At 62.7% G+C, this 23,914-nt stretch carries 23 protein-coding genes; 10 read left to right on the top strand and 13 right to left on the bottom strand.

All coding sequences use genetic code 11. The annotated features are described in order from the left end of the window. Window positions 1-51: 51 nt before the first annotated feature. Window positions 52-2,466: a YbcC family protein gene (locus AC1PUL_RS01145; RefSeq protein ID WP_480466219.1), complete on the bottom strand. Its 2,415-nt coding sequence runs from the start codon at window positions 2,464-2,466 to the stop codon at window positions 52-54. Between the two features lie 4 nt (window positions 2,467-2,470). Further along, window positions 2,471-4,045, bottom strand: a complete 1,575-nt coding sequence (locus AC1PUL_RS01140) for a proton-conducting transporter transmembrane domain-containing protein (RefSeq protein WP_480468450.1) — start codon at window positions 4,043-4,045, stop codon at window positions 2,471-2,473. 133 nt (window positions 4,046-4,178) lie between these two features. Between AC1PUL_RS01140 and AC1PUL_RS01135 the strand changes: the two genes are divergently transcribed. The 5 genes from AC1PUL_RS01135 (at window position 4,179) to AC1PUL_RS01115 (ending at window position 7,478) form a co-directional block, all read left to right on the top strand. Continuing rightward, complete coding sequence (locus tag AC1PUL_RS01135; protein ID WP_480466218.1) at window positions 4,179-5,075, top strand: LysR family transcriptional regulator; 897 nt, start codon at window positions 4,179-4,181, stop codon at window positions 5,073-5,075. 44 nt (window positions 5,076-5,119) lie between these two features. After that, the gene (locus AC1PUL_RS01130; protein ID WP_480466217.1) at window positions 5,120-6,109 is read left to right on the top strand and encodes an NAD(P)/FAD-dependent oxidoreductase; all 990 of its coding nucleotides are present in this window, start codon (window positions 5,120-5,122) and stop codon (window positions 6,107-6,109) included. 3 nt (window positions 6,110-6,112) lie between these two features. Further along, a complete protein-coding gene (locus tag AC1PUL_RS01125; protein ID WP_480466216.1) occupies window positions 6,113-6,544 on the top strand; it encodes a DUF3429 domain-containing protein in 432 nt (143 codons plus the stop codon). 110 nt (window positions 6,545-6,654) lie between these two features. Then, the gene (locus tag AC1PUL_RS01120) at window positions 6,655-7,287 is read left to right on the top strand and encodes a sigma-70 family RNA polymerase sigma factor (protein ID WP_480466215.1); all 633 of its coding nucleotides are present in this window, start codon (window positions 6,655-6,657) and stop codon (window positions 7,285-7,287) included. After that, a complete protein-coding gene (locus AC1PUL_RS01115; protein WP_480466214.1) occupies window positions 7,284-7,478 on the top strand; it encodes a zf-HC2 domain-containing protein in 195 nt (64 codons plus the stop codon). Before AC1PUL_RS01120 ends, AC1PUL_RS01115 begins: the two co-directional genes overlap by 4 nt. Here the strand turns inward: AC1PUL_RS01115 and AC1PUL_RS01110 are convergent, their stop codons facing one another. The 5 genes from AC1PUL_RS01110 to pcaD are packed head-to-tail and all read right to left on the bottom strand — an operon-like array spanning window position 7,479 to window position 11,125. Further along, window positions 7,479-8,528: a 3-carboxy-cis,cis-muconate cycloisomerase gene (locus tag AC1PUL_RS01110; protein WP_480466213.1), complete on the bottom strand. Its 1,050-nt coding sequence runs from the start codon at window positions 8,526-8,528 to the stop codon at window positions 7,479-7,481. 19 nt (window positions 8,529-8,547) lie between these two features. Beyond that, window positions 8,548-9,162 carry a protocatechuate 3,4-dioxygenase subunit alpha gene (gene pcaG, locus AC1PUL_RS01105; protein ID WP_480466212.1) on the bottom strand — a complete coding sequence of 205 codons (615 nt, stop codon included), beginning with the start codon at window positions 9,160-9,162 and terminating at the stop codon, window positions 8,548-8,550. Continuing rightward, window positions 9,162-9,911, bottom strand: a complete 750-nt coding sequence (gene pcaH / locus AC1PUL_RS01100; RefSeq protein WP_480466211.1) for a protocatechuate 3,4-dioxygenase subunit beta — start codon at window positions 9,909-9,911, stop codon at window positions 9,162-9,164. The genes pcaG and pcaH overlap by 1 nt, the downstream gene beginning before the upstream one ends. Then, window positions 9,904-10,323, bottom strand: a complete 420-nt coding sequence (gene pcaC, locus AC1PUL_RS01095; RefSeq protein WP_480466210.1) for a 4-carboxymuconolactone decarboxylase — start codon at window positions 10,321-10,323, stop codon at window positions 9,904-9,906. The genes pcaH and pcaC overlap by 8 nt, the downstream gene beginning before the upstream one ends. Further along, window positions 10,316-11,125, bottom strand: coding sequence for a 3-oxoadipate enol-lactonase (pcaD, locus tag AC1PUL_RS01090; RefSeq protein ID WP_480466209.1), 810 nt, complete (start codon window positions 11,123-11,125; stop codon window positions 10,316-10,318). The genes pcaC and pcaD overlap by 8 nt, the downstream gene beginning before the upstream one ends. Window positions 11,126-11,219: 94 nt before the next feature. Here pcaD and pcaQ point away from each other — a divergent pair, with 94 nt between their 5' ends. After that, entirely contained in the window at window positions 11,220-12,143 is a 924-nt protein-coding gene (gene pcaQ, locus AC1PUL_RS01085; RefSeq protein WP_480466208.1) for a pca operon transcription factor PcaQ, read from the top strand. Window positions 12,144-12,146: 3 nt separating this feature from the next. Here pcaQ and AC1PUL_RS01080 read toward each other — a convergent pair whose 3' ends face one another. Then, window positions 12,147-12,908, bottom strand: coding sequence for an IclR family transcriptional regulator (locus AC1PUL_RS01080; RefSeq protein ID WP_480466207.1), 762 nt, complete (start codon window positions 12,906-12,908; stop codon window positions 12,147-12,149). Between the two features lie 134 nt (window positions 12,909-13,042). Here AC1PUL_RS01080 and AC1PUL_RS01075 point away from each other — a divergent pair, with 134 nt between their 5' ends. The 3 genes from AC1PUL_RS01075 to pcaF are packed head-to-tail and all read left to right on the top strand — an operon-like array spanning window position 13,043 to window position 15,666. After that, window positions 13,043-13,750 carry a 3-oxoacid CoA-transferase subunit A gene (locus AC1PUL_RS01075; protein WP_480466206.1) on the top strand — a complete coding sequence of 236 codons (708 nt, stop codon included), beginning with the start codon at window positions 13,043-13,045 and terminating at the stop codon, window positions 13,748-13,750. Then, a complete protein-coding gene (locus AC1PUL_RS01070) occupies window positions 13,747-14,448 on the top strand; it encodes a 3-oxoacid CoA-transferase subunit B (RefSeq protein ID WP_480466205.1) in 702 nt (233 codons plus the stop codon). Before AC1PUL_RS01075 ends, AC1PUL_RS01070 begins: the two co-directional genes overlap by 4 nt. Before the next feature lie 12 nt (window positions 14,449-14,460). Beyond that, window positions 14,461-15,666 carry a 3-oxoadipyl-CoA thiolase gene (gene pcaF / locus AC1PUL_RS01065; RefSeq protein WP_480466204.1) on the top strand — a complete coding sequence of 402 codons (1,206 nt, stop codon included), beginning with the start codon at window positions 14,461-14,463 and terminating at the stop codon, window positions 15,664-15,666. Between the two features lie 40 nt (window positions 15,667-15,706). Here the strand turns inward: pcaF and AC1PUL_RS01060 are convergent, their stop codons facing one another. Beyond that, the gene (locus AC1PUL_RS01060) at window positions 15,707-16,309 is read right to left on the bottom strand and encodes a DUF922 domain-containing Zn-dependent protease (protein ID WP_480466203.1); all 603 of its coding nucleotides are present in this window, start codon (window positions 16,307-16,309) and stop codon (window positions 15,707-15,709) included. Between the two features lie 170 nt (window positions 16,310-16,479). Between AC1PUL_RS01060 and AC1PUL_RS01055 the strand changes: the two genes are divergently transcribed. Then, a complete protein-coding gene (locus AC1PUL_RS01055; RefSeq protein ID WP_480466202.1) occupies window positions 16,480-18,492 on the top strand; it encodes a putative bifunctional diguanylate cyclase/phosphodiesterase in 2,013 nt (670 codons plus the stop codon). A 3-nt stretch (window positions 18,493-18,495) separates the two neighbouring features. Here the strand turns inward: AC1PUL_RS01055 and AC1PUL_RS01050 are convergent, their stop codons facing one another. The 4 genes from AC1PUL_RS01050 to AC1PUL_RS01035 are packed head-to-tail and all read right to left on the bottom strand — an operon-like array spanning window position 18,496 to window position 23,911. After that, window positions 18,496-19,248 carry a copper homeostasis protein CutC gene (locus AC1PUL_RS01050; protein WP_480466201.1) on the bottom strand — a complete coding sequence of 251 codons (753 nt, stop codon included), beginning with the start codon at window positions 19,246-19,248 and terminating at the stop codon, window positions 18,496-18,498. Window positions 19,249-19,255: 7 nt separating this feature from the next. After that, on the bottom strand, window positions 19,256-20,467 hold the full coding sequence (locus tag AC1PUL_RS01045; RefSeq protein ID WP_480466200.1) for an MFS transporter: 1,212 nt from the start codon (window positions 20,465-20,467) through the stop codon (window positions 19,256-19,258). A 59-nt stretch (window positions 20,468-20,526) separates the two neighbouring features. After that, window positions 20,527-21,966, bottom strand: coding sequence for a M81 family metallopeptidase (locus AC1PUL_RS01040; RefSeq protein WP_480466199.1), 1,440 nt, complete (start codon window positions 21,964-21,966; stop codon window positions 20,527-20,529). A 13-nt stretch (window positions 21,967-21,979) separates the two neighbouring features. Then, window positions 21,980-23,911: a beta-N-acetylhexosaminidase gene (locus tag AC1PUL_RS01035; RefSeq protein ID WP_480466198.1), complete on the bottom strand. Its 1,932-nt coding sequence runs from the start codon at window positions 23,909-23,911 to the stop codon at window positions 21,980-21,982. Window positions 23,912-23,914 lie beyond the last annotated feature (3 nt).

The following is a 23,914-nucleotide window of genomic DNA, read 5'->3' as shown; positions in this document are numbered from 1 at the left end:
GACAAAGGCGACACCGCCGGCAAACAGGCCGGCGGTTTCCATTTCTTGCGGTCAGCTTGCGACCTTCTGCTCGACAACCGAAGCTGCCCCCTGCCGCACGTCCGTCCAGCCTAGATTGCCGGCGTAACGCCAGGCCATCTGGCCCTGCTCGTCGAGCGTGAAGAGGCTGAGCCAGCCATTGTCGAAGAGCGCGCGCACCTGCGCATGCCGCTTCAGGATGTCGATGATCGCCTCCTTTGGCGCCTCGACGGCAACGGTCAACCGCAGCGGCTCGTGCACGAAGTCCTCGCCATCATGCACCGACTGCCAGGGAAGACCGGCGCGCAGATTGCCCCCATTGCCCTCGACCACCCCGATGCCGCCGACGACATTGTGGAGGAGCTTGTTGCCGGCACCGAAAAGTGACGGCGCGACCGAAGAGCCGAAGTATTGCAGGCTGATCCAGCTCGCAACGACAACAGGAGCCGTCAGGATGAGTTCGAGGATCTTGAAGCCCTCGTCCTTCCTCCAGACATAGTCGTGCAGGAAGGCCTGACCTTCCAGCGAGCGGCCGGCAGTCCGGGCACGCGGGGCCGCGATAAAGGCGCGGCAGCCCGCAAGCCCGAGCTCCGGCCGGACTTCCGACCAGTCCCGGCTCCGCTCGATGATGCTGTCCCCTGTCGCCCGCGGCAGCCGCCGGGCGCGCTCCGCCCGCGTCAGGCTACCGGCCTGAGCCAGCCACTGGCGGATGCGGACGATATCCTGAGGCGCAATATCCTTTTCGAGATCGTCCTCGAACAGGGTCACCGTGTCCGTTGTCGTGTCGTGCAGGCCTCCGAGGAAGATCGTGTCGGCTGGAATGTTAATTCCGTTGGCGGCCAGCTTTTCCCGCACGGCACGATCATTCAAGAGATCAGCAAGCAGACGCGCATTGACGTCGCCGGCATAGCCACCGCAGGCGCCGCAATGCAGCGCACTGGCGTAAGGGTTGTTGACCACATTGGCACCATGACCCGCAATCAGCACGAAGCGGCCGAAACCTTCGGTCAGCGACATGGCCTTCAGCACCGTTTCGGCGACCACGGCGCGCGTGTCGAGATCAAGGCTCGGTGCGAAACGCGGCTTGGCCGCATCCGGTGACTTGCTCTTGTGGAAGCCCAACCCGTCCCGCATCAGCTTGCCGGCATAGACCGGTCCCATAGCCTCAACAAAGGCGAAGGAGGACACCGCCGCAAGCTTGAACCGGCCCCAGGCGCGCGTGGCGCGCGCGCTGAACCGCGCCTGCTGGTCGGCATCCTGATCGTGATCGACAGCGCTGCAGCTGAAGACGGAAGGCTTCAAGAGAACCGGAAGACGATGTTCGGCAACGTCGGATGCAAAGCCCTTATGGCTGGCGCCAAGGCCGAAGAAGCCGGCAAAGCCCAGCGTCCGGACGCCTGGATCAACACGTTCGAGCGACCGCCGGAACACCTCCGAGCGCACATCAATGCAGAAGGCTGCCTGCAGCACGGGCCGCAATTCGGCAACCTTGGCGGATGAGGGCGCAGCCAGCGTCGCAGACAGCTTCCGCTGCGCTGCCCGTTCGGCAGCGATTTGCAGCAGTCCATCGATCACCGTGTCGAAATCCGCCATGACGGGCTCGGCATGGGTTCGCCTTACCTGCTGCCATTCGCTCTCGATCGCCGACTTGTGGCGGGCGTAAAGCGCCTCTTCGAAGACAAGCCGGATCGCCAGCAATTCGAGTGCTGTCGTGTCCGTGCGGCCTTCGACCTCCGCCTTGAACTGGATGTGCCGTGCATATTGCGCCCAGCCACCCAGGCTCAGCAAGAGCTGGTGGAAATAGGTGCCGGGTTCGGCTCCGAGGCCAAGAGACACAGCTGCCCGTTCGATCGCGCCATGCGGGGTCTCCGGGGTTTCATCAACATGAATGCTGAAGCCCTTCAGCCCGAGGATCTCGGGGGTCAGATCATGGGTCGCAAAAGCGCGCCAGGCGGCATAGAGGCCGTTGCGCCGCGACGCAGCCCAGAGCGCCTGGCCCTGATCAAAGAAGCCGGCGGCATAAGTGCCAATCCGCTCGGAGACGAGGCCGGGCCAGTCCTTGCCCGTGGCGCGGGCCGCAAGTTCCGCAATCGTCGGGAGTGCTGCAACCGGCTGCGGCTCTTCTGCGACTGCAGCTTTCAGCGCCGGAAGATCAACACGGTTGAAGAGCGCGCTGGACTGGAGTGCTGCCACCAGATCCTCGTCCGTGATCTCGCCCTTGGCGATCTTGTCGGCATAGTGCTTGCGCGGCAGGGCGAGCCTCACGCCGCTGATCCGGGCCAGCCGGGCCGCCGTCTGGTCCAGCGTATCGGTGACTTGGCCGAGGAAGGGGTTGACTGCGACGGTGGCCGTCAGCGGCCAGGCTGGCGGGATTGCCCGAACGGCCTGGTCTGCCGCTTGCGCGAGGGCTTCACCATAAAGTGTGTCGATCGTGGTCATCTCGGTCATCGGTTCACTCCTTGATGGAAGCTGGGGTTGCGGTGGCGGAGCTGGACACGGTCCAGCCTCCGAGCAGGCGATCGAAGATGGCATTGACGTAGAGGCCGTTGGCGAGATGGACGCGCAGGCCCGCCGCCGCCGGATGGTAGGCCCAGAGCGGGAAGAGCGACTGAGCGACGGCGACGACGCCGAATGTAACCACGGTCAGCAGCATCAGCGTCCATTCAAGCGGCCCTGGCTGCGGCGTCGCCGGAAGGGTGCCGAGCATCATGCTGTCGGCAAGCCGCTGCAGGGCAAAGTAGGCGGTGGCTGCCGAGATGGAGTAGAGCGAGGTCCGCCAGGTGAGCGCCCGGGGAGCCGCGTCTGCGAGCCCCTGCGCGATCAGATAGGCGACGCCGAAGATCAGGATCGCACCAAGCGCGAGAGCCTGCGGCGGCTTGTCGGCAAAGCCAAAGAGGACACCGATCACCGCATAGATTGTCAGGGCCAGCAGGAAGGCGCGGCCGACAGCCTTGGCATTCGGGATTGCGACCGGGCCAGGACGCCGGATGGAGGCGACGGCATCGATCGCCGAGCCGGAGGCGAGGAAGGCATGCGCCTTGTAGAGCGAGTGGGCGACGATATGCAGAAGCGCGATCGGGAAGAGCGCCAGACCGCATTGCAGGATCATGAAGCCCATCTGCGCAACCGTCGACCAGGCGAGCGAGGTCTTGACCGCAGACTGGGTAAGCATCACCAGACTGCCGAACAGCGCCGTGAAGCCGCCGACCATGACCAGCACCGCGAGCACCACAGGCGCCTGCAGCAGGACGTCGGCAAAGCGGATCAGGAGGAAGCCACCGGCATTGACGACACCGGCATGCAGCAGCGCCGAGACAGGGGTCGGCGTTTCCATGACTTCGGTCAGCCAGCCATGCGTCGGGAACTGCGCAGACTTGAGCAGTGCCGCGATGGCAAGCAGGGCGGCGGCGGCGATGGTCAGCGGCAGGCCGGCCCCCTCGCGCGCCTCGGCCAGGATCGTTGCGATGTCACCGGTCCCGAAGGAGATGGCGAGCAAGATGACGCCGCCGATCAACGCGGCATCGCCGATGCGCGACACGATGAACTTCTTGCGCGCGGCCCGCTGGGCGGCGATCCGCTCGGGGTAGAAGAGCAGCAGCTGGTGCAGGAGGAGGCTCGTTGCCACCCAGCCGGCGACGAGCTGCAGGAGTGTGCCGGACTGGACAAGCAGGAGCACGGCGGCGAGTGTCGCCGTCATCCATCCCGTGAACGGTCCCTGCCGCTCCTCGCCATCAAGGAAGGTGCCGGCATAACGCAGCACCACCCAGCCGATGAAGGAAACGAGCAGCAGCATGACCAGGCTGACCAGGTCAAGCCGCGAGGAAAAGGCGAAGAAGCTGTAACCGATCGCCGGGCTTGTGCCCGGGCCCTGCAGCACAAGCACCAGGCCTGACAGGACGGATACGAGGATGGAGCCGATTGCGGCAAATTCAGCGATGCGGATCGCCTGACGCGGGCGAAGGCCCGGTGCCTTGAAGGCGTAGAACGAAGCACCGGCAAGCAGCAGCGGTGCGAGAAGCGGCAGCATGTGGATCACGTGATGTCTCCGGGCTGGGCCACTGTCTGGGAGGCGACAGCGACAATGTCACAACCCTGTTATCAGGGGCGTGACCGCAATAAAAATTCATTGTTTCTGCAGATTCGTTCTATAAAATAGAAGAATGTCAGAGCTGAACTATCACCATCTCCGCTATTTCCGCGCCGTCGCCCATGACGGCAACCTCACGCGCACGGCAGAACGCTTAAATCTCTCGCAATCGGCGCTTTCCATTCAGATAAAGCAGCTGGAAGAACGGCTAGGCCATTCCCTGTTCGAGCGTCGCGGACGGCAGCTTTATCTCACCGAAGCCGGCCGGATCGCGCTCGACCATGCCGATACGATCTTTTCAGCCGGCGAAGAACTTGTGGAAACCTTGAAGGAGACCGGCAGAACCCGCCGCGCCATCCGCATCGGCGCGCTCGCCACCCTCTCCCGCAACTTCCAGATGGAGTTCCTGCGCCCGATCCTGGGACGCTCCGACGTCGACATGATCCTCCGCTCCGGCAGCACCAGCGAGCTTCTTGGCGCGCTCGAAGCATTGAACCTCGACATCGTCCTACTCAACCAGGCCCCGATGGCCGACTCGGTGACACCCTTCATCGCCCAGCATGTCTATCAGCAGCGCGTCAGCCTGATCGGCAGGCCGTCCTATGGCAAGCCGGGCGCCACACTTGGCGATCTGCTGACCGAGCATCCGGTGATCCTGCCGACACTCGAAAGCGGTGTGCGCTCGCAATTCGAAGCACTGGTCGCGCGCCTCGGCATCACCCCGCAGATCGCGGCGGAAGTCGACGACATGGCGATGATGCGTCTTCTGGCCCGGGAAGGTGCGGGCCTGGCCGTTCTGCCGCCGATCGTCGTCAAGGGCGAGCTCGAGGCAGGCACGCTTGTGGAATTCGATGCCCTGCCCGGCATGATCGAATCCTTCTTTGCCGTGACCGTGAAGCGCCGCTTTCCCAATCCGCTCATCCGGCCATTGCTGGAAGCGAGCGAAGACGGCAAATCCACCGATGGCTGAACCGCGTAAAGCTCGATGCGCCAAGCGCTTGAGAGAGGGACTGCGTGAAAATTTCCATTGCCATCATCGGGGCTGGCATCGCCGGCATCACGCTCGCACGGGCGATGTCGCCGGCTGCCGACGTGACCATCTTCGAAAAGAGCCGGGGGCTGGGTGGCCGCATGGCCAATCGCCGTCGGGAGGGCTTTGCCTTCGACCACGGCGCCCAATATTTCACAGCCCGCTCGCCGGTATTCATGGCGGCAGCGCAACAGGCCGTGGAAAAGGGGCATGCCGGCATATGGCCCAAGGCGGTTCACAGGCTCAAGGCAAACGGTCTTGTGACCGATACTCGCCCGCCTGAGCCGCGCTATGTCGGCCTTCCCGGCATGAGCGCTTTTGCCAATGGATTGGCCGATGGGCTCCATGTCCGCAAGGAAACCACGGTTGCGCGGCTTGCAGCCTCTGGGGAGGGATGGGCGTTGACCGACCACGACGGCAACGATCTTGGCCACTTCGATCTCGTCATCTCCACCGCCCCCGCTCCGCAGACCATCCGGCTGATGCCGGAAATCTTTGCCGGCCATGCCGCGCTGAAGACCGTCGAAATGAGCGGCTGCTTCACCCTGATGATCGGCATTGATGACCCGCTGGACCTCGGCTTCGAGGCCGCGCGCATCGAAGATCCCGTGCTCAGCTGGATTGCCGTCGAGGCCAGCAAGCCGGGCCGATCCGACAGGACCGCACTCACCATCCACAGCCGAAACGATTGGGCCGAGGCCAATCTGGAGCGTGACCGTAGCGAGGTTCAGGCCGAGATGCTCCAGTCCCTCAAGCGGCTTCTAGGCCAGGACCTCTCTGCCGCCACCTGGATCGACCTGCACCGCTGGCGCTACGCGAATGTCGAGAAGCCGGCGGGCCAGTCTTTCCTCTTCGATGAAGCCCTCGGCCTCGGCGCCTGCGGCGACTGGTGCCTCGGCAACCGCGTCGAGGCCGCTGTCGAAAGCGCCACGGCCCTCTCGGAACGGCTGATGACCCGCCTGCAAGGAGCCTGACCCATGTATCGCGATCCGACCCTCACCAAACTCCTAACCTATTCCGGCGCGCTGCCCTTCTGGGCGCTGGGGCTTGCCCAGGTGCTGGGCTATCAGCCCGCTCTGGCTGCTCAGGCATTTGTCGCCTACGGCACGGGAATCGCCTGCTTCATGGCTGGCACGCTGTGGAGCCAGGCACAGATAAAGGCAGAGAAACCACAGCGGATGCTCATCGTCAGCAATGTCGCGGCCCTCGTAGCCATCGGCGCGTTGCTGCTACACCCTGATATCCCGAGCCTGGCGATGGTCCTGCATATGGCGGTGTTCCTCGCCTTGCTCGCCGCCGATCTCAGCATTCATAAAACCGGCGGCCAACCCGCCTGGTATCTGACGCTCCGCCGCAATGTCACGCTTCTGGTGATCGCCGCCTATGCAGTGGTCTTGATCCTGACATGAGATTTTTTTGTTCCATGCTGTAAGATCCCTCGGGTAACCGCGACAAACGAATGCGTGCTATGCGGCGCGCAGGGGTTTGGCAGGCGCGGACGAAGTCCGGGGGATCATGAATGAGGAATGCCGGTGAGCATGACTTGAACGGCGGAAGCGGTGCGGCGGCACCCTTTCTTGCCGATGCGGTCTATATGGCGCAACTGCGCGAACGCATGCTGAAATTTGCAAACCTGCAACTTGCCGATCCCGGCCTTGCCGAAGATGCCGTGCAGGAGGCACTGGCCGGCGCCCTGCGCAACGCCAAGGCCTTTGCCGGTCGCTCCGCCTTCCGCACCTGGGTCTTCGCCATCCTGCGCAACAAGATCGCCGACCAGATCCGTTTCAAACGCAAGCAATCGCAGATGATCGCCATGCCGCTCGGGCATTTTCCTGACGAAGACGAACCTCGCTATTTCGACGCCAAGGGCCACTGGGTGCCGGAAAACAGGCCGAGCGACTGGGGCAATCCGGAGGTCGAACTTCTGGGCAAGGATTTCTGGCGGGTCTTCGAGGCCTGCCTCGACCATCTGCCGCCGGATCAGGGCCGCGTTTTCATGATGCGCGAATTCGTCGAGATGGAGACATCAGACATCTGCGCAGAGGTCGGCATCACCACCACCAACATGCATGTTCTGATGCATCGCGCCCGCCTTCGACTGCGCAATTGCCTCGAAGGACATTGGTTTGCGCCGGAGGAGAAACAGTCATGATGTGCGAAAACGCCACGAAACTCGCCTCGGACGAGCTCGATCGAAGCCTCTCACTCGGCGAGACCTTGCGGCTACGGCTGCATCTCTTCGGCTGTGACGCCTGCTCGGGATTTGTCCGGCAGATCGGAATCATGCGCAAGGCGACGCGGCGCTACGTTGCAACCGATGCATCTGATCCCAACGAGACCTGATCAACGGTCGCCGAGTTGCTCGATTGATGTCAGGAGATCAGCGGCAAGCCGTGTCGCAGCACCCGCCGCGATCGTCATCTGCGGCAGGATCATCCATTCCAGCGTCCAGGCAGAGCCCGAGCGTTCCTGCTCATGCACCAGCGACTGGTGAAGCCCTGAGATCTGCACGGCATTGAACCGCGCCAGCGTCACCAGCACTTCCGCTTTCACCGGATTGCGCTTGTGCGGCATGGCGGAGGAGGCTCCGCCACCGCCGATGATGGCTGACGCATTGTCCGCCATCAGTGCCAGATCCTGGCCGATCTTGCCGAGGCTGCCGGTGATCTGGGACAGCAAACCGCCGATCTCGGCGATCACCGCCCGCTGGCTGTGCCATTGCGGCCTGTCCGAGAGCTGCAAGAGCCCTGCAAGGCGAGCCCGTACGGCAGGGCCTTTGTCGCCAAGCTTCTCCAGCGTGCCTGCGGCGCCGCCGAATTGCAGCGGAAGGCCGCCCGAGAGCATATCCTGCACGGCAGCACGGTGCGTAACAATTGGCTGCTTCCAGCTTTCGATGCGATCCGACACCGTGATCGGGATTGCCGCCTGCATACGCGTGCGCCCCATCAGAGGCTGGGGCCCGAAGCGACTGTTCAGAGCATCGAGGGCCGAGATGATCGCAGCGAGCCGTTGATCGATGATCAACAGCACGCCGGCGAGCCTGAGCATCAGACCCGTGTCGATGGCATCCTGGCTGGTGGCGCCGAGATGCAGGTGTTTGCCCTGTTCGCCGAGCGCCGACCGCCATTGGCGAACCAGATCCGGGATCACCACGCCGTCACGCCCGATCGACAGTTTGAGCGCATCGAGATCGGCGACGAACTGTTCCTGAAGGAGCGCAATGGCGGCGACAGCTTCGCCGGGGATCAGCCCCTCCGCAGCCTCCGCCTCGGCAAGCGCCGCCTCGAATTGCAGCATGGCCGAAAGCTCGGCTGCGGCCGAGAACTGCGCACCGACCTCGTCATCGCCCAGCAGGCCAGACAGGATCGGATGGTCGAAGACGGATGCGGTCATGCTGATCTCGAGGCCCTTCTCAGATGTCGAAGAAGACCGTCTCCTTCTCCCCCTGCAGGTGGATGTCGAAGTGATAGGTCGAACCTTCACGCTGTGCAATCAGCGTCGGTACACGTACGCGATGCTCGACGCGGGCGAGGATCGGATCCTCGGCATTGGCCGCCTCTTCGTCGGCGAAATAGAGGCGGGTGTTGAGGCCGAGATTGATGCCGCGCGCGACGATCCAGAAGGAGATATGCGGCGCCATCAGGCGACCATCCCGGAAGGGCACACGGCCCGGCTTGATCGTTTCGAAGCGGTATTCGCCCGTCGTGAGATCGCAAGGGCAGCGTCCCCAGCCTGTGAAATTGGGATCGGCGCTGCCACGCGTCTCGGATGGGCTGTTGTAAAACCCGTCGGCATCCGCCTGCCAGATCTCGATCAGCGCATCCTTGAGCGGCGTGCCGGAGCCGTCGATGACACGGCCGGTGATCGTGATGCGCTCGCCGCGCGTCTTGTCGTTGACCATGCTGGTCCCGAGATCGACGGGATAGACACCCTTGATCTCGGCGAAGTTCGGGGTCAGGCCGATATGAACGTAAGGGCCGGCCGTTTGGCTGGCACTTTCCTTGAGGTAGCCGAGAGACTGGACCATCAGTTCCCCTCCATCCGGTTTTCAAACAGCGTCGAGCGACGACCACGCAGGACGATGTCGAACTTGTAGGCCCGCGCATCCATCGGAATGGTTGCCGACCAGTCGAGGGCGGCCACAAGCTGCTCGATCGCGTTGCGATCCGGGATCGTCAGCACGATCGGACACTTCCAGATCATCGGATCGCCCTCGAAATACATCTGGGTGATCAGCCGCTGCGAGAAGCCGTGGCCGAAGATCGAGAAGTGGATATGAGCAGGGCGCCAGTCGTTGACCCCATTCGGCCAGGGATAGGGGCCTGGCTTGATGGTTCGGAAGGCGTAATAACCGTTCTCGTCGGTTATGGTCCGCCCACACCCTCCGAAATTCGGATCGAGCGCTGCCAGATAGCTTTCCTTCTTATGGCGATAGCGTCCCCCGGCATTGGCCTGCCAGAATTCAACGAGAGCTCCCGGAACCGGCCGTCCGCGCTCATCAAGCACGCGGCCATGCACGATGATGCGCTCGCCGATCGCGCTCTCTCCGGGCTTGGCGAAATTGTGAATCAGGTCGTTGTCGAGTTCACCCAATATGGAATGGCCGAAGACCGGACCTGTGATCTCGGATTTGGTGCCATCGAGTGACAGAAGCGCCTTCTGCGGCGAGCGCAGGACGGAGGTCTTGTAGGTCGGAGTGTAGGCCGGCGGATGCCAGGCACGGTCGCGCGGAAAGAAGGCGCCGGTCTCCGGTTTCTTGTTCGGCAGATCAGTCATGGCTCCCTCCCCCGGCCTCACCGGCATCCATCTGTTCAAACACGTGTTTGGCAATCTTGAAAGCCCTGTTGGCAGCGGGAACGCCGGCATAGATGGCCACATGCAGCAAGGCTTCGGTGATGTCCTCGCGGCTCGCCCCGGTATTGGCGGTGGCACGCACATGCATGGCAACCTCTTCGTCATGGCCGAGTGCGGCCAAGAGCGCGATCGTGATCATCGAGCGTTCGCGCGGGCTGATGTTGGGCCGCGACCAGACGGTGCCCCAGGCGCCCTCGGTGATCATCTCCTGAAACGGCTGATCGAAAGATGTGGCCGAGGCCGAGGCTCGATCGACATGGGCATCGCCCAGCACGCGGCGGCGGGTGACCATACCCTGCCGATAGCGATCAGATGGACTGCGGGCATCAGCCATGGGCTGCCTCTCCTGAAATGACGGGCGCAAGAAAGGCCTCGATGATGGTGGTAAGCATCTCCGGCTGCTCCACACAGGGAATATGGCCGGCATCCTTGATGACTTCGTAGCGCGCGCCCGGGACGAGCTTGGCAAGCGACAGCACGAGATCGGGCGGCGTCGCACCGTCCTGGTCGCCGACAACGCAGAGCGTGGGAACCCCAATCCGCCCAGCGGCACCTACATAATCAGCGTCGCGGATCGCGGCACAGGTGCCAATGTAGCCCTCCACCGGCTGGCGGAGCATCATGTTGCGATAGCCCGGAAAGGCAGGATCGCTGTTGCGGAAGGCAGGCGTGAACCAGCGCTCCATGACACCGTCGACAATGCCGACAAGCCCGCCTTCTTCGATGGCCTTGATGCGGGCTGCCCACATCTCTGCCGTACCGATCTTGTGGGCCGTATCGCAAAGGATCAGCGCCTTCACTAGATCCGGCCGGCGGACATAAAGCGCCTGGGCGATCAGCCCGCCGACGGAGAGCCCGCAGACAACGGCATCGCTGACCTTCAAATGGTCGAGCAGCCCGATAAGGTCATCGACATGGTCTTCGATCGAATAGGGAGCCTGACCGACATCCGAGAGACCATGGCCGCGCTTGTCATAGGTCAGCAGCGGATAGGCGCCCGCAAGTCGGACGATCACATCACGCCAGATGCGAAAATCGGTTCCCAGCGAATTGATGAAGACGATGACCGGCTTGTTGCCCGGCCCACCGATGATCTGGTGATGCAGGCTGACGCCGTTGACCTGAACGAACTGCACGGGTTCCTCCTCCGTTGACCCCATATTGCTCATACGATTTGGTTAGGTAAAATGATGTTTTCCACGAAACACCTAACCGTAAGGTTATGCTTTCATGATCGACAATCGCGTCAAGTTTCGCCATCTGCAGACATTCGTCGAGGTGGCCCGCCAGAAAAGCGTGATGAAGGCGGCAGAGCTCCTGCATGTCAGCCAGCCAGCGGTGACCAAGACCATCCGCGAACTTGAGGAAGTGCTGGGCGTCGCCGTCTTCGAAAAGGATGGTCGCGGCATCCGCATCACCCGCTACGGCGAGGCCTTCCTGAAGCATGCGGGAGCGGCGCTGACGGCGCTGCGCCAGGGCTTCGATTCCGTGTCCCACGCCCTGCATGCCGATGCACCGCCGATCCGCATCGGCGCCCTGCCGACAGTTTCTACGCGGATCATTCCGCAGGCCATGACCTTGTTTCTGAAGGAAGACGTGCCCGCCCGCATCAAGATTGTGACCGGGGAAAACGCCGTGCTGCTGGAACAGCTGCGGGTCGGCGACCTCGATCTCGTCGTCGGCCGCCTGGCAGCCCCCGAGCAGATGACCGGCTTTTCCTTCGAGCATCTCTATTCCGAGCAGGTGATCTTCTGCGTGCGCGCAGGCCATCCTCTGCTGTCAGCCGGCTCCGACCTGTTCGGAGAACTCGAACGCTATCCAGTGCTGATGCCGACGCGGGCGTCGATCATCCGCCCCTTTGTCGAGCGTTTCCTGATTGCAAACGGCATCTCCGGCCTGCCCACCCAGATCGAGACGGTCTCCGACAGCTTCGGCCGTGCCTTTGTGCGCCAGACGGATGCGATCTGGATCATCTCCGCAGGCGTCGTGGCGGCGGACCTTGCCGACGGTACGCTGGCGGCCCTGCCGATTGACACCAGCGAAACCAAGGGCCCTGTCGGCCTGACGGTTCGGGCAGACGCCGTTCCCTCCATGCCGCTGGCCCTTCTGATGCGCACGATCCGTGAAGCCGCTGCGGAAGCTGCGAGAGCCTGACGGTCAGGGCAGCAGCGGTTTCAACCGGGCCTGCATCTCCAGCATCGCGGGCAAACAATGGGCCGGCAGATCGGCGGCGGGCAGAATGGCAGCCGGCGCGCCGACATTGATCGCAGCCACCACACGGCCCCGGTCGTTGCGGATGGGAACCGCAATCGAACAGAGACCGATCTCCAACTCCTGGTCGATCACCGCATAGCCCTGCTGCCGGACCTTGCCGATCTCCTCCTTCAGCAAACGAGGATCGGTCAGCGTCCGGGGCGTATGCGCCTTCAACTGCGAGGCGGCGAGTATCGCATCCACCTCTGCATCCGAAAGGGCGGCCAGCAGCACCCGGCCCATGGACGCGCTGTAGGCCGGCAGCCGCGATCCCGGCATCAGATTGATCGACATAACCCGCTTCTGCGCGGCGCGGGCGATGTAGACGATTTCGGTACCGTCGAGGATGGAGGCCGAGGCGCTATGCCCCACACGCTCCGACAGCTGATCGAGATGCGGCTGCAGCAGCACAGGCAACGGCGTTGCGGAGAGCCAGGCATGGCCGATCCGTAGGATCTTCGGCGTCAGCGAGAAGAACTTCCCGTCATAGTCGGCATAACCGAGCTCCGCGAGCGTCAGCAGGCAGCGCCGGGCGGTTGCCCGGTCTAGTCCGCTGAGCTCGGCCGCATCGGTGATGCTCAGCCGCTGACGCTCTGGTCCAAAGGCTTCGAGCACCCTCAACCCCTTGGCAAAACCACCCATCAGATCGCGTTCACCTACAGCCATACGGCAATCCTCAATGTGCGATTATCGAATAAATATCAATTATCGCACAAAATGCTTGCTGTCGATGCTGAGGCGAACGTATTTGTCAGCACAAGGAGGCGGCTGAAATGCCGTCTGAGGAAACGGGAGTTCCCATGGACAAGAGAATTGCAAGCCTGGCGGATGCCGTGGCCGGGATCGGCGATGGCGCAACCGTCATGATCGGCGGCTTCGGCGGCTCCGGCGCGCCGATCGAGCTCATCCACGCCCTGATCGACAAGGGCCCGAAGGGTCTGACGGTCATCAACAACAATGCCGGCAATGGTCGCATCGGCATTGCCGCGATGATCGACGCCGGCATGGTCAAGAAGATGATCTGCTCCTTCCCGCGCTCCTCCGACCCCCGCGCCTTTACCGACCGCTATCTCGCCGGTGAGATCGAGCTGGAACTCGTGCCCCAGGGCACGCTGGCGGAGCGTATCCGTGCCGGCGGCGCAGGCATCCCGGCCTTCTACACGCCCACCAGCTTCGGCACGGAACTGGCGAACGGCAAGGTGATTGCCGAGTTCGATGGTCGCAAATACGTGCAGGAACGCTGGCTGAAGGCCGACTTCGCCATCGTCAAGGCGCATCTCGGCGACACCATGGGCAACCTGACCTACCGGATGGCCGGCCGCAACTTCAATCCGCTGATGTGCATGGCCGCCGCCAAGACCATCGCCCAGGTCTCGAAGATTGTGAAGCCCGGCGAGATCGATCCCGAGCAGGTGATCACCCCCGGCATCTTTGTCGACGGCGTCGTTGAAGTCGCCAAGCCGCAACAGGAAGAAGAGCTCATCCGAGCCGGAGTGGCCTACGCATGACCGAGACATCTGCAATCGACACCCGCGAAGACATCAAGCTCTCCAACGCCCAGATCGCCTGGCGTGCCGCCCAGGACATCGAGGACGGCGCCTATGTGAACCTCGGGATCGGCTTTCCGGAAATGGTGGCCAAGTTTCAGCCGCCCGGCCGCGAGGCGATCTTCCACACGGAGAACGGCGTGCTGAACTTCGGCGAAGCTCCGCCCGCCGGCGAGGAAGACTGGGACCTGATCAATGCCGGCAAGAAGGCGATCACGCTGAAGCCGGGTGCGGCTTTCTTCCACCATGCCGACAGTTTCGCGATGGTGCGCGGCGGCCATCTCGATGTCGCGATCCTCGGCGCCTATCAGGTGGCTGAAAACGGTGACCTCGCCAACTGGCGCGTCGGCTCCAAGGGCGTTCCCGCCGTCGGCGGCGCGATGGATCTGGTACATGGCGCCAAACAGGTCGTCGTCATCACCGAACATGTGACAAAGGACGGCAAGCCAAAGCTCGTCGAGCGCTGCACCTTCCCGCTGACCGGCGTCGGCTGCATCACCCGCGTCTATACGAGCCATGCCGTGATCGACATCGTCGATGGCAAGTTCGTCGTGCGTGAAAAGCTCGCCGCCATGTCCATGGACGAGCTGCAGGCCATGACCGGCGCCAAGCTGCATACCGACGGTCCGGTCGCCGACCTCGTCGTGCCCGCGCTGTAAGGAGTACAAGCCATGACCGAAGCCTTTATCTGCGATTACATCCGCACGCCCATCGGCCGTTTCGGCGGCTCGCTCTCCTCCGTGCGCGCCGATGATCTCGGCGCCGTGCCGCTGAAGGCGCTGATGGAGCGCCATGCCGGCATAGACTGGGAAGCCGTCGAGGACGTGATCTTCGGCTGCGCCAACCAGGCCGGCGAAGACAACCGCAATGTCGCTCGCATGTCGGCCCTGCTCGCTGGACTGCCCGTCTCCGTGACCGGCACCACGATCAACCGTCTCTGCGGCTCCGGCATGGATGCCGTGATCACGGCCGCTCGTGCGGTCAAATCCGGTGAGGCAGAACTGATGATCGCCGGCGGCGTCGAAAGCATGAGCCGCGCGCCTTTCGTTATGCCGAAGGCCGACACCGCCTTCTCCCGCAATGCCGAGATCTACGACACCACAATCGGCTGGCGCTTCGTCAACCCGCTGATGAAGAAGCAATACGGCGTCGATTCCATGCCGGAGACCGGCGACAATGTCGCGATCGACTTCAAGGTCTCCCGCGAGGACCAGGATGCCTTTGCCGTGCGCAGCCAGGCCAAAGCGGCGGAAGCCCAAGCCAATGGCCGACTGGCGAAGGAGATTGTGGCCGTCACCGTACCCCAGCGCAAGGGCGATCCCGTCATAGTCGACCGCGACGAGCACCCGCGCGCAACCTCGGTCGAGGCGCTGGCCAAATTGAAGCCGGTCAACAAGATGGAAGGCGCCAGCGTCACCGCCGGCAATGCCTCCGGCGTCAATGACGGGGCCGCTGCCCTGATCATCGCTTCGGAAGCCGCCGTGAAGAAATACGGCCTCAACCCCATCGCCCGCATCCTGGGTGGCGCCACGGCAGGCGTTCCGCCGCGCATCATGGGCTTCGGCCCGGCCCCGGCTTCGAAGAAGCTGCTCGCCCGTTTAGGCCTGACGCAGGACCAGCTGGATGTGATCGAACTCAACGAGGCCTTTGCATCCCAGGGCATCGCCACACTCCGCGATCTCGGCATTGCCGACGACGACCCGCGCGTCAACGGCAACGGCGGTGCCATCGCACTTGGCCACCCGCTCGGCATGTCGGGCGCCCGCATCGCCGGAACGGCAGCCTTGGAACTCAAGGAAACAGGCGGGCGCTATGCGCTCTCCACCATGTGCATCGGCGTCGGCCAAGGCATTGCGATTGGCCTGGAACGGGTCTGACACAGGTTTGAAGGCGCCCCATGCGGGCGCCTTTTTGAGTTCAGGGAGTGAGAAAGGCGAGGATCAGCTGGTGCACAGCACCTCCCGGTGACATCTCGACCTGATCATATTCGCTGTGACGCGCCACATGCGCATCCGAAATAGGCTTGAGCTGCGCCTGGAGTGCTGCCCGCACCTTCTTGCAGCCTGGATCGTTTTCATCGCGCAGGCCGATCGACACGTCCTGTATCTGCTGGGTCAGGTCCTTCATGAACTGCCCATGCAGTTTCTCGTGGGAGACGATACCGTCGTAAAAAGCCTGCCACCTGGCAGCGACATCGGGCGACAGCGTCTGCGCCGGTTTCGGCAGGGTATAGGTGATGATCAGCTTCGGCTTTGCGGACGCGAGCACGCAGGCTTGCCCCTTCTGCTGATAGTCGCGCTGCCAGGTAAGCTTGAACGTCGTATGGGCAATCACCCGACCAAGGCTGAGCTTGGGGCCACGCTCGCCGATCGACTGGTAGAGCGCCATCGGCGATGTGCCATTGATCGTGTAATGCTCGATCCTCTCGGTCGGCTGCCATTCCTGGGCGGCAGCGGGCACTGCTGCGCTGAGAGCAATCAGAAAGCCGGAAAGCAGGGGCAGTTTTGGTATCACAGTCACGAAGTGCTCCTTGGATCGGGCTTCGTGATATCTGTGCAAAGGCTCAACCGCAACGAAGATGTGACCAAGTCGTGAGCCATTCGCCGGATTTTGATAACCTGCGCTTACCGTAATTTTAACGGAATCTGATATAGAAGCCATGGAGGGAATGACGAGGAAAGCAGACAGGCGTGGACACAAAAGGGACACAGCAGGATCTCCGGACACGTCTTGGGCAGTGGCTCGATTTGCTCAAGGTTCCGAACGGCAACCCGGCGCTGACGGCTGCGCAGTTCGAAGCTTTTTCGAGGCAGGTCCCCCTGCTCTACTTCATCCTCGCCACCAACATGATCTCGCTGTCCTGGACCCATCAGGGCGCGGCCCCCGATTATCTCGTCGTCTATCTGCCGGCAGTCATGACGACACTGTTCGCGCTGAGATCGCTCATCTGGCTGCGGGGGCGCAAGCGGCAGCGGACACCGGAACAGGCCTATCGGCAGCTCCGGGCCACCAATATCCTGTCCTTCCCGATCGCGGTCGTCTGCACAGCCTGGTCGGTGTCTCTCTTGCCCTATGGCGATGCCTATCAGAACGCCCACGTCGCCTTCTTCATGGCCATCACCGTTATCGGCTGCATCTTCTGCCTGATGCATCTGCGCTCCGCAGCGCTGATCGTCACGGTTACCGTCAATCTTCCGTTCTTCGTGGTGATGTGCCTGAGCGGAGAACCGACCTTCATTGCAACCGGCGTCAACGTCATCCTGGTGACGATGGCGATGATCATGATCCTGATCTCGCACTACCGCGATTTCCGCCAGCTTCACGAGTCCCGCAACGTCCTGATGCTGCAGCAACAGGCACTGCAGGAACAGAATAAGGCGATGCAGGCGCTCTCGGATGAAAACCTACGGCTCGCAAACCTTGACAGCCTCACGCTGCTCGCCAATCGCCGCAGCTTTTTCCAGATGCTGGAAATGGCTTTCAACCGGGCAAGCACCACCGACGGCAAACTTGCCGTCGGCGTGATCGACCTCGACGGCTTCAAGCCGGTCAACGATCTCTACGGTCACTCGGCCGGCGACAAGGTACTGATCGAGATCAGCAATCGGCTCTCGACGATCGCCGATGAGCGCCTTTCCGTTTATCGCCTTGGCGGCGACGAATTCGGCCTTCTGCTTCAAGGCGATATCGCCGAGGGCGACGCTATGGCTCTAGGCGACAGGGTGTGCGAACTAATCGCTGAGCGCATCAATATCGGCAGCGGCATGGTGCAGGTAACCGGGTCTGTCGGCTTTGCCCTCTACCCCGATGTCGGACATACCGGCCAGGAAATCTATGAACTGGCAGACTACGCCCTCTACACGGCCAAGCGACGTCACCGTGCCGGAACGGTGATCTTCAACGCCGTCCAGGCGAATGAGCTCAACCGGCAGAAGATCGTCGAGGAAGCGCTTGTTGCGGCCGATCTCGACAAGGAATTGTCGCTCGTTTTCCAGCCCATCACCTGCGTCGACCGACGTATCTGCATCGGTTTCGAGGCGCTCGCCCGCTGGGAAAGCCCGCGAATTGGCCAGGTATCGCCAGCAGAATTCATTCCGGTTGCCGAGCATAATGGTCGTATAACGCTGATGACCCGTATGCTGCTGGAACGCGCGCTGAAGACCGCCGCGCTGTGGCCCCAGGATATCTACCTTTCCTTCAATCTGTCCCCGCACGATCTTGCCTCGCCGGAAAACACACTGAAGATCGTGTCGATCGTCCTCAAAAGCGGCTTCGACCCGCACCGCATCAATTTCGAGATCACCGAAACCGCCGTCATGCACGACTTCGAGCAGGCGAGCGCCTCGATCCAGATGCTGCGCGAACTGGGCGCCGGTATCTCGCTCGACGACTTCGGCACCGGTTACTCGAGCTTGAACCACGTCCACAAACTGCCGCTGACCAAGATCAAGATCGATGGCAGCTTCGTGCGCAATATCCATACGCGCAGGACGAGCTTCAATATTGTCAAATCAGTTCTGGCACTCTGCAGCGAGATGGAGCTTGAAGCGATCGTCGAAGGCGTCGAAACGGAAGAAGAGCTTCGCATCCTTGAAAACCTCGGCGTGCGCGCGGTCCAGGGCTATTACTTCGGCAAGCCGATGACAGCAGAGGACACAATCAAGCGGCTCGCGCTACAGGATGCCCAGGCGCTCGCATCTTAAGGATCAAGCTTTCATTCCAAGCATCTGCACCTTGAGGGCGCGCACGGTTGCAGCATCCGTTCGCCGCGTTGTCTCTGGTGAAAACCCGAGTTCGGCAAGCCTGGTCTCGCTCTGCGCCACCTGACTGCAGGACGCGTGAAGTTCACGAATGCCGGGGATCGCGAGCAGACGCGCAACATTCTCCGGCCGCACGCCACCACCAGGCATGACAAAGATGCGCCCCGCACTTCGCTTCGCGAGACGCGCTAATGTTTCGAGCCCCTCCTCCGCATGGCGAGCGCCACCTGAGGTCAGGATGCGGGAAAAGCCGAGCGCAATGGCAAGATCGAGCGCCGCGTCCATATCGCGAACGACATCGATCGCACGGTGTAGAGTGAGGTCAAGCCCTTCTGCGGCTCTGACAAGCCGACGGATGACATCGACGTCAAGCGTCGCTTGGGCGGCGGTCGCACCGATCACCACACCGGCAAGGCCTGCCTCGCGAGCCGCAGCGATATCGGTCTCCATGACCGCGATTTCAGCTTCGGAATAGGTGAAGTCTCCGGCGCGGGGGCGGATCAGGGCATAAACCGGAATCGATGCCTTGGCCGCGACAGCCATGAAGCCGCGCGACGGGGTCAGGCCACCGGCGCCGAGAGCCGAACAAAGCTCGATGCGATCGGCACCGCCCGCAATCGCGGCTTCGAGGCCGGCAACGTCATCGACGCAGATTTCGAGCAGCGGCTCCGTAGCTTTGCTGACAGACGTTGCGACCACCTGATCCTCATCCTCTTGCATTCAGTTTTGGCTTTCGATCCAAAAGCCACAGCAGGCATACGCCCGAAAAGCCGGCGATCGAGGCGATGATCGCCGTTCCCGCATAGTCGCTGATGCTGGTGCCGAGCGCAAACATCAGCGAGGCCATTCCACCGCTTAAGAAAATGTTGACCGCAATCAGCGAGCTGCCGAGACCGGCCCGGTCGGCGATCAGGTTCTGGAGATAGGTGATCGGGATCGCGATGATGCCCGCGGCTCCGAGTCCTGCCACGACAGTCAACAGATAGACATCCATCGGTCGGTCGGCGAGGCCGAGGAAGACGAGATAGCTGCAATAGATCAGCGCGGCCGTGACCATGGCAAAGAGGATGGAGGTGCGCGCTTCGACCCATCCCCAGAAGAGGATGAAGATGATCTCGAGAAACGCAACGATGCCGACGATCACGCCGACATCCGCCGGTGTTCCGCCGGCCTTGCCGGTGACGATCAGCGGAAGCACGGTACCATTGGCATGCAGCATGGCCGAGATCAGCGAAATCGCCAGAAGCCTTGGCAGGACGCTCGCCGAGCCGATCTGCCGGATGGAACGGAAGAAGGAATAGTGCTGCCGTTCCCCCTCCTGCACTGGCGGCAGGCGATCGAGCCCGAAGATGAACAGCAGGAGGCAGACGAGGCAGGCAAGGCTCGCGAGCAGGAAGGCCGGCAGCATGCTGGGTTGGCCGACGAGCAGGGCCCCGACGATGCCGGGCACAAGCACCCAGGAGGCTGAGAGAATGGCACGAACGGCAGAATTCACCGCCATCAGCTCGCGTACGGCCATGCCAGACGAGAACGCGCGGATGTTGGCGAAGATCAGCGAGTTGATCGTACCGAACACCGGGATCAACACCAGCGTCGCGATGGCGAACATGACAGGCGTCGGCACCACATAGACCAGCCCGAAGCCGATGATGCCGAAGATCGCCGCCAGGATCATCGGCGACCGGAAATGGCCAAGCCTGTCAGCGACGATGCCGGCGGTGACGCTGGCCGTCACATTCACCACGGCCGCCAGGAAGATCAGCAGGGAATAGACGGCGTCCGACAGTCCGAGTTCACGGATGCCGATCAGCGACATGTAGGGCGACGTCGCGGCGCCTGAGAAGCCGAAGAAGAAGATCGCGGCCGCACTGACCCGGATCGGCTTGTGGCGATAGACCACCGAAAAGGAGGACAACATCAGGGGTACAATCGGGTTGGGGATCGCGCCGCCGAAAGGGCGGCACCGACATCAATGTCTCAAGGGAATCGCGTCGAGAAGAACACCTTCGCCGTATAGCTGAAATCCTTGACGAAGGGATAGCTGGGCTGATGGCGGCGGTGGCTGGGCAGGTTCTCGATGTCCTGATTGATCACGCCATCCGTCAGCGCCATCAGGTTGGGATTGGCGATAGGCGAAAGTTCCGGCGAGAGATAGCCGGATTTGACGACGAGCAACCGCACCTTGCTCGGATCCAGCCCAAGCCGGGTGAAATCCGCAATGTTGTGATAGGGTCGACGCCGGGCGGCGAGTACCAGCGTGATGCCGCCGATCCTGACGACCGCCTGTTGCTCGGCAGCCGAGCCGGGATCATCGAGGAAGACGACATCCGCCTCCACCTCGACGGAAGGGCTTGCCGGATCGAGCGAACCGCCGACCTTGAGCGAAACCCGCGCGCCGGCACCCGCTGAGAAACAGCGTTCGACGGCGGGACGATCGGTGATGCCGGCAATCAGGACGTCATCGATCGACCGCGCGAGAAGCGCCTTCAACACATCCGCCCGATCTCCTACCCCACCCCCAGTCGGGTTGTCGCCGGAATCGGCAAGGATGATCGGCCGTGTCTCGGTGCGCTCGGCAATGTCGAGCATGTTCTGAAGCGGACCTGTGACCGGGCCGAAGCGGAAGTCTTCGCGCGCGTCCCAATAGGATTGGGCAATGGCAGCGGCAACCTTTTCCGCCGCCGCCTTGTCCACTGCCGTGACAACCGCGCAAGCCGTGCCGCGCGGCTCGTCAGCCCAGACATAGCCGACCATCAGGTTGGCATCCCAGATGCCCGACACGGCGTCATGCTCCGGCAGCTTCAGATAGAGGCTCTTTGCCGGCTCGTCCTCGGTCGAGGTCCGCTCGCCGGGTAGGAGAACCGGCACCGGCGCCCAGGCAACGCCCGGTTTCTCGCCGGTTTTGAGCGCCCGCACGAGCATAGACCAGGCCCGCACCATGGTCTCCCGCACATCGATATGCGGGGCGGTGCGATACCCGGCGAAGATATCCAGTTGGTCGACGATCTTCTGGGTGACATTGCCATGCAGGTCATAGCTCGCGGCCACCGGCACATCGGGCCCGACGACTGCGCGGGCCGCCGAAATCCAGTCGCCCTCGGCATCATCCATGCCCTCGACATTCATCGCGCCATGCATGGCGAGATAGAGCCCGTCGATCGGCAATGTGGCCTTCAGCCGGTCGAGAAACTCCGCCTTGAACCCCTCATAGGTGGCGCGTGCCAGCGGACCACCGGGAACGGCACGCGCATGCAAGAGCGGCAAATGCTCGACGCCCTCGGCGTCGAGGAAGTCGAAGTATTCGTGTGCCAGCAAATCCGGCCCGCGCAGCACGCGAAAATCCTCCGGCTGCATCAGGACGGGAGACGAGGTCGAGCATTCGGTATGGATACCGCCGACGGCGATGCGGAAACTCATAGGCCTCAAATCCTCAGTAACGCGGGCTCAGGCGGACGATGGCCGCAAAGCGCAGCCAGTCCTTGTTCTCCTTCGGCGTCCAGGCGGCCTCGGCAATGGCCGGAAGACGCGGGAAGACGAGGTGGTTGAAATAGTCGCGGGTAAGGAAATGCTCCGACCAGATGCAGGCCTGGACACCCCGCATGCGCGGCGCGAGTTCAACCGGAAACTCGGCGACCGCCTCATAGGTATAGGTATGCTTGGGCGGAACGGTCCCGGCCCAGCTGCCACCCGGCTCTTGGAAGGACTCGTCCTGCACCATGTCGAGATAATAGGCCTGTCCCGGGGTCATCACGACGTCGTAGCCCTGACGCGCCAGTTCCAGCCCGACCTCCGGCTTCTGCCAGGCCATCAGCAGCGTGCCCTCGGGATCGACGCCGCCGCCGTGGCTGACTTCGTCCCAGCCGGCGAGCTTGCGGCCGCGCTCGGCCAGCATCTTCTGGATGCGCTTCATGAAATAGCTCTGCAGCCCGAAGGTCCCCTCGACACCCTCCTGCTCCATCAGCTTGCGCGCAAGCGGCGAAGCCATCCAGGTATTGGCCGCCACTTCATCACCACCGATATGGATGAGCTTCGACGGGAAGAGCTCGACCATCTCGTCGAAGACCTTGCCCAGCACCTCGTAGGTATATTCGATCGCCGGGTTCAGCGCATTGTTCGGATAGCCCTGCACCGAGCGATAGCTATCGGGCGCTTCCTGACCGTCGACCAGTTCCGGCAGCGCCACCAGCATCGCCGTGCTGTGGCCGGGGATGTCGATCTCCGGCACCACCTCGACCTGAAGAGCGGCCGCATGGGCGACGATGTCACGCACCTCGTCCTGGGCATAGAAACCACCGACCGGCTCAGCGCCATTGCCGAGCTGCGGAAGGAGCGGTTCGTCCGGTCCGCGCAACACGCCAATCGTGGTGAGCTGCTGGAAGGCCTTGATTTCCAGGCGCCAGGCTTCGTCGTCGGACAAATGCCAGTGGAAGGTGTTCATCCGGAACCAGGCCATGATGTCGATCAGTCGCTTGACGTCAGCGACCGGGTAGAACTGGCGGGAGACATCCAGATGGCAACCGCGCCAGCCGTATCGCGGCTTGTCGGTGATCGTGCCTGACACGGGGAAGCGGAACGTCTCGGGCTTTGTGCGGGCGCCATGCAGCATCTGGGCAAGCAGGGTCAGCGCATATTGCAGGCCCGCGACATCGCCATAGGTCAGCGTGATGCCGTCAGCGGCAAAGGTGAGCGTGTAAGCGGAAGCGCCCAGGGCCTCGTCGGCACGGAACGTGATCGACCGCCCCTGGTGCACAGGCGCAAGCGACAGAGGCGCATGGCCAACGGAAAACAGGCGGCAGAAGAGCCGCAACACGTTTTCGACTTCCCGCAGCTCGACGAGAGAAGAACCGCTGGCCGGAAAGAGCGCGACGGGCAAGCCTTCGCCCGCCACAAGCTCGGCGGAGACCGGCCAGGGCAGCATGGCGAAAGGCTGCGTGACCTGCCCCTCTGGCAGAAGCGGCGGCGGCGGCGCGCTGTCACCACCTCCGAGCATCAGGTCGGCCACCGCAACGGCGGCATGCTGACCGGTCGCGAGCGTGATATAGGCGGACTTCGCCCCATCCGTCCGGTGTTTGGCCGCGCGCCAGAGACCACCGACGCGGAATGTCCAGGAGGCACCCGGCTGCAGCACGAAGCCGGCAGGCGGCGCGAACTGATGGAAGTTGGCATTCCGCTTCAGGAAGACGGCGTTTTCGAGGATCGGCTCCTGCGTGTCCTTGACGCGCGTGAGCGACGTATAGGCAAGCTTGAAATCGGAAAGCGCCACATCGGAGAGATTGATCAGCGTGAAGACAAAGGCGCCGCAGTCGTCGCCCTCCACCGGATGCCACGCGTTTTCGAGGCGGAACTGAACTTTTGTAGCCATGGG

This window comes from Rhizobium sp. P43 (genome assembly GCF_056730705.1).
Note: the sequence above shows the minus strand (reverse complement) of the source record. Positions and strands in the feature narration are given on the sequence as shown.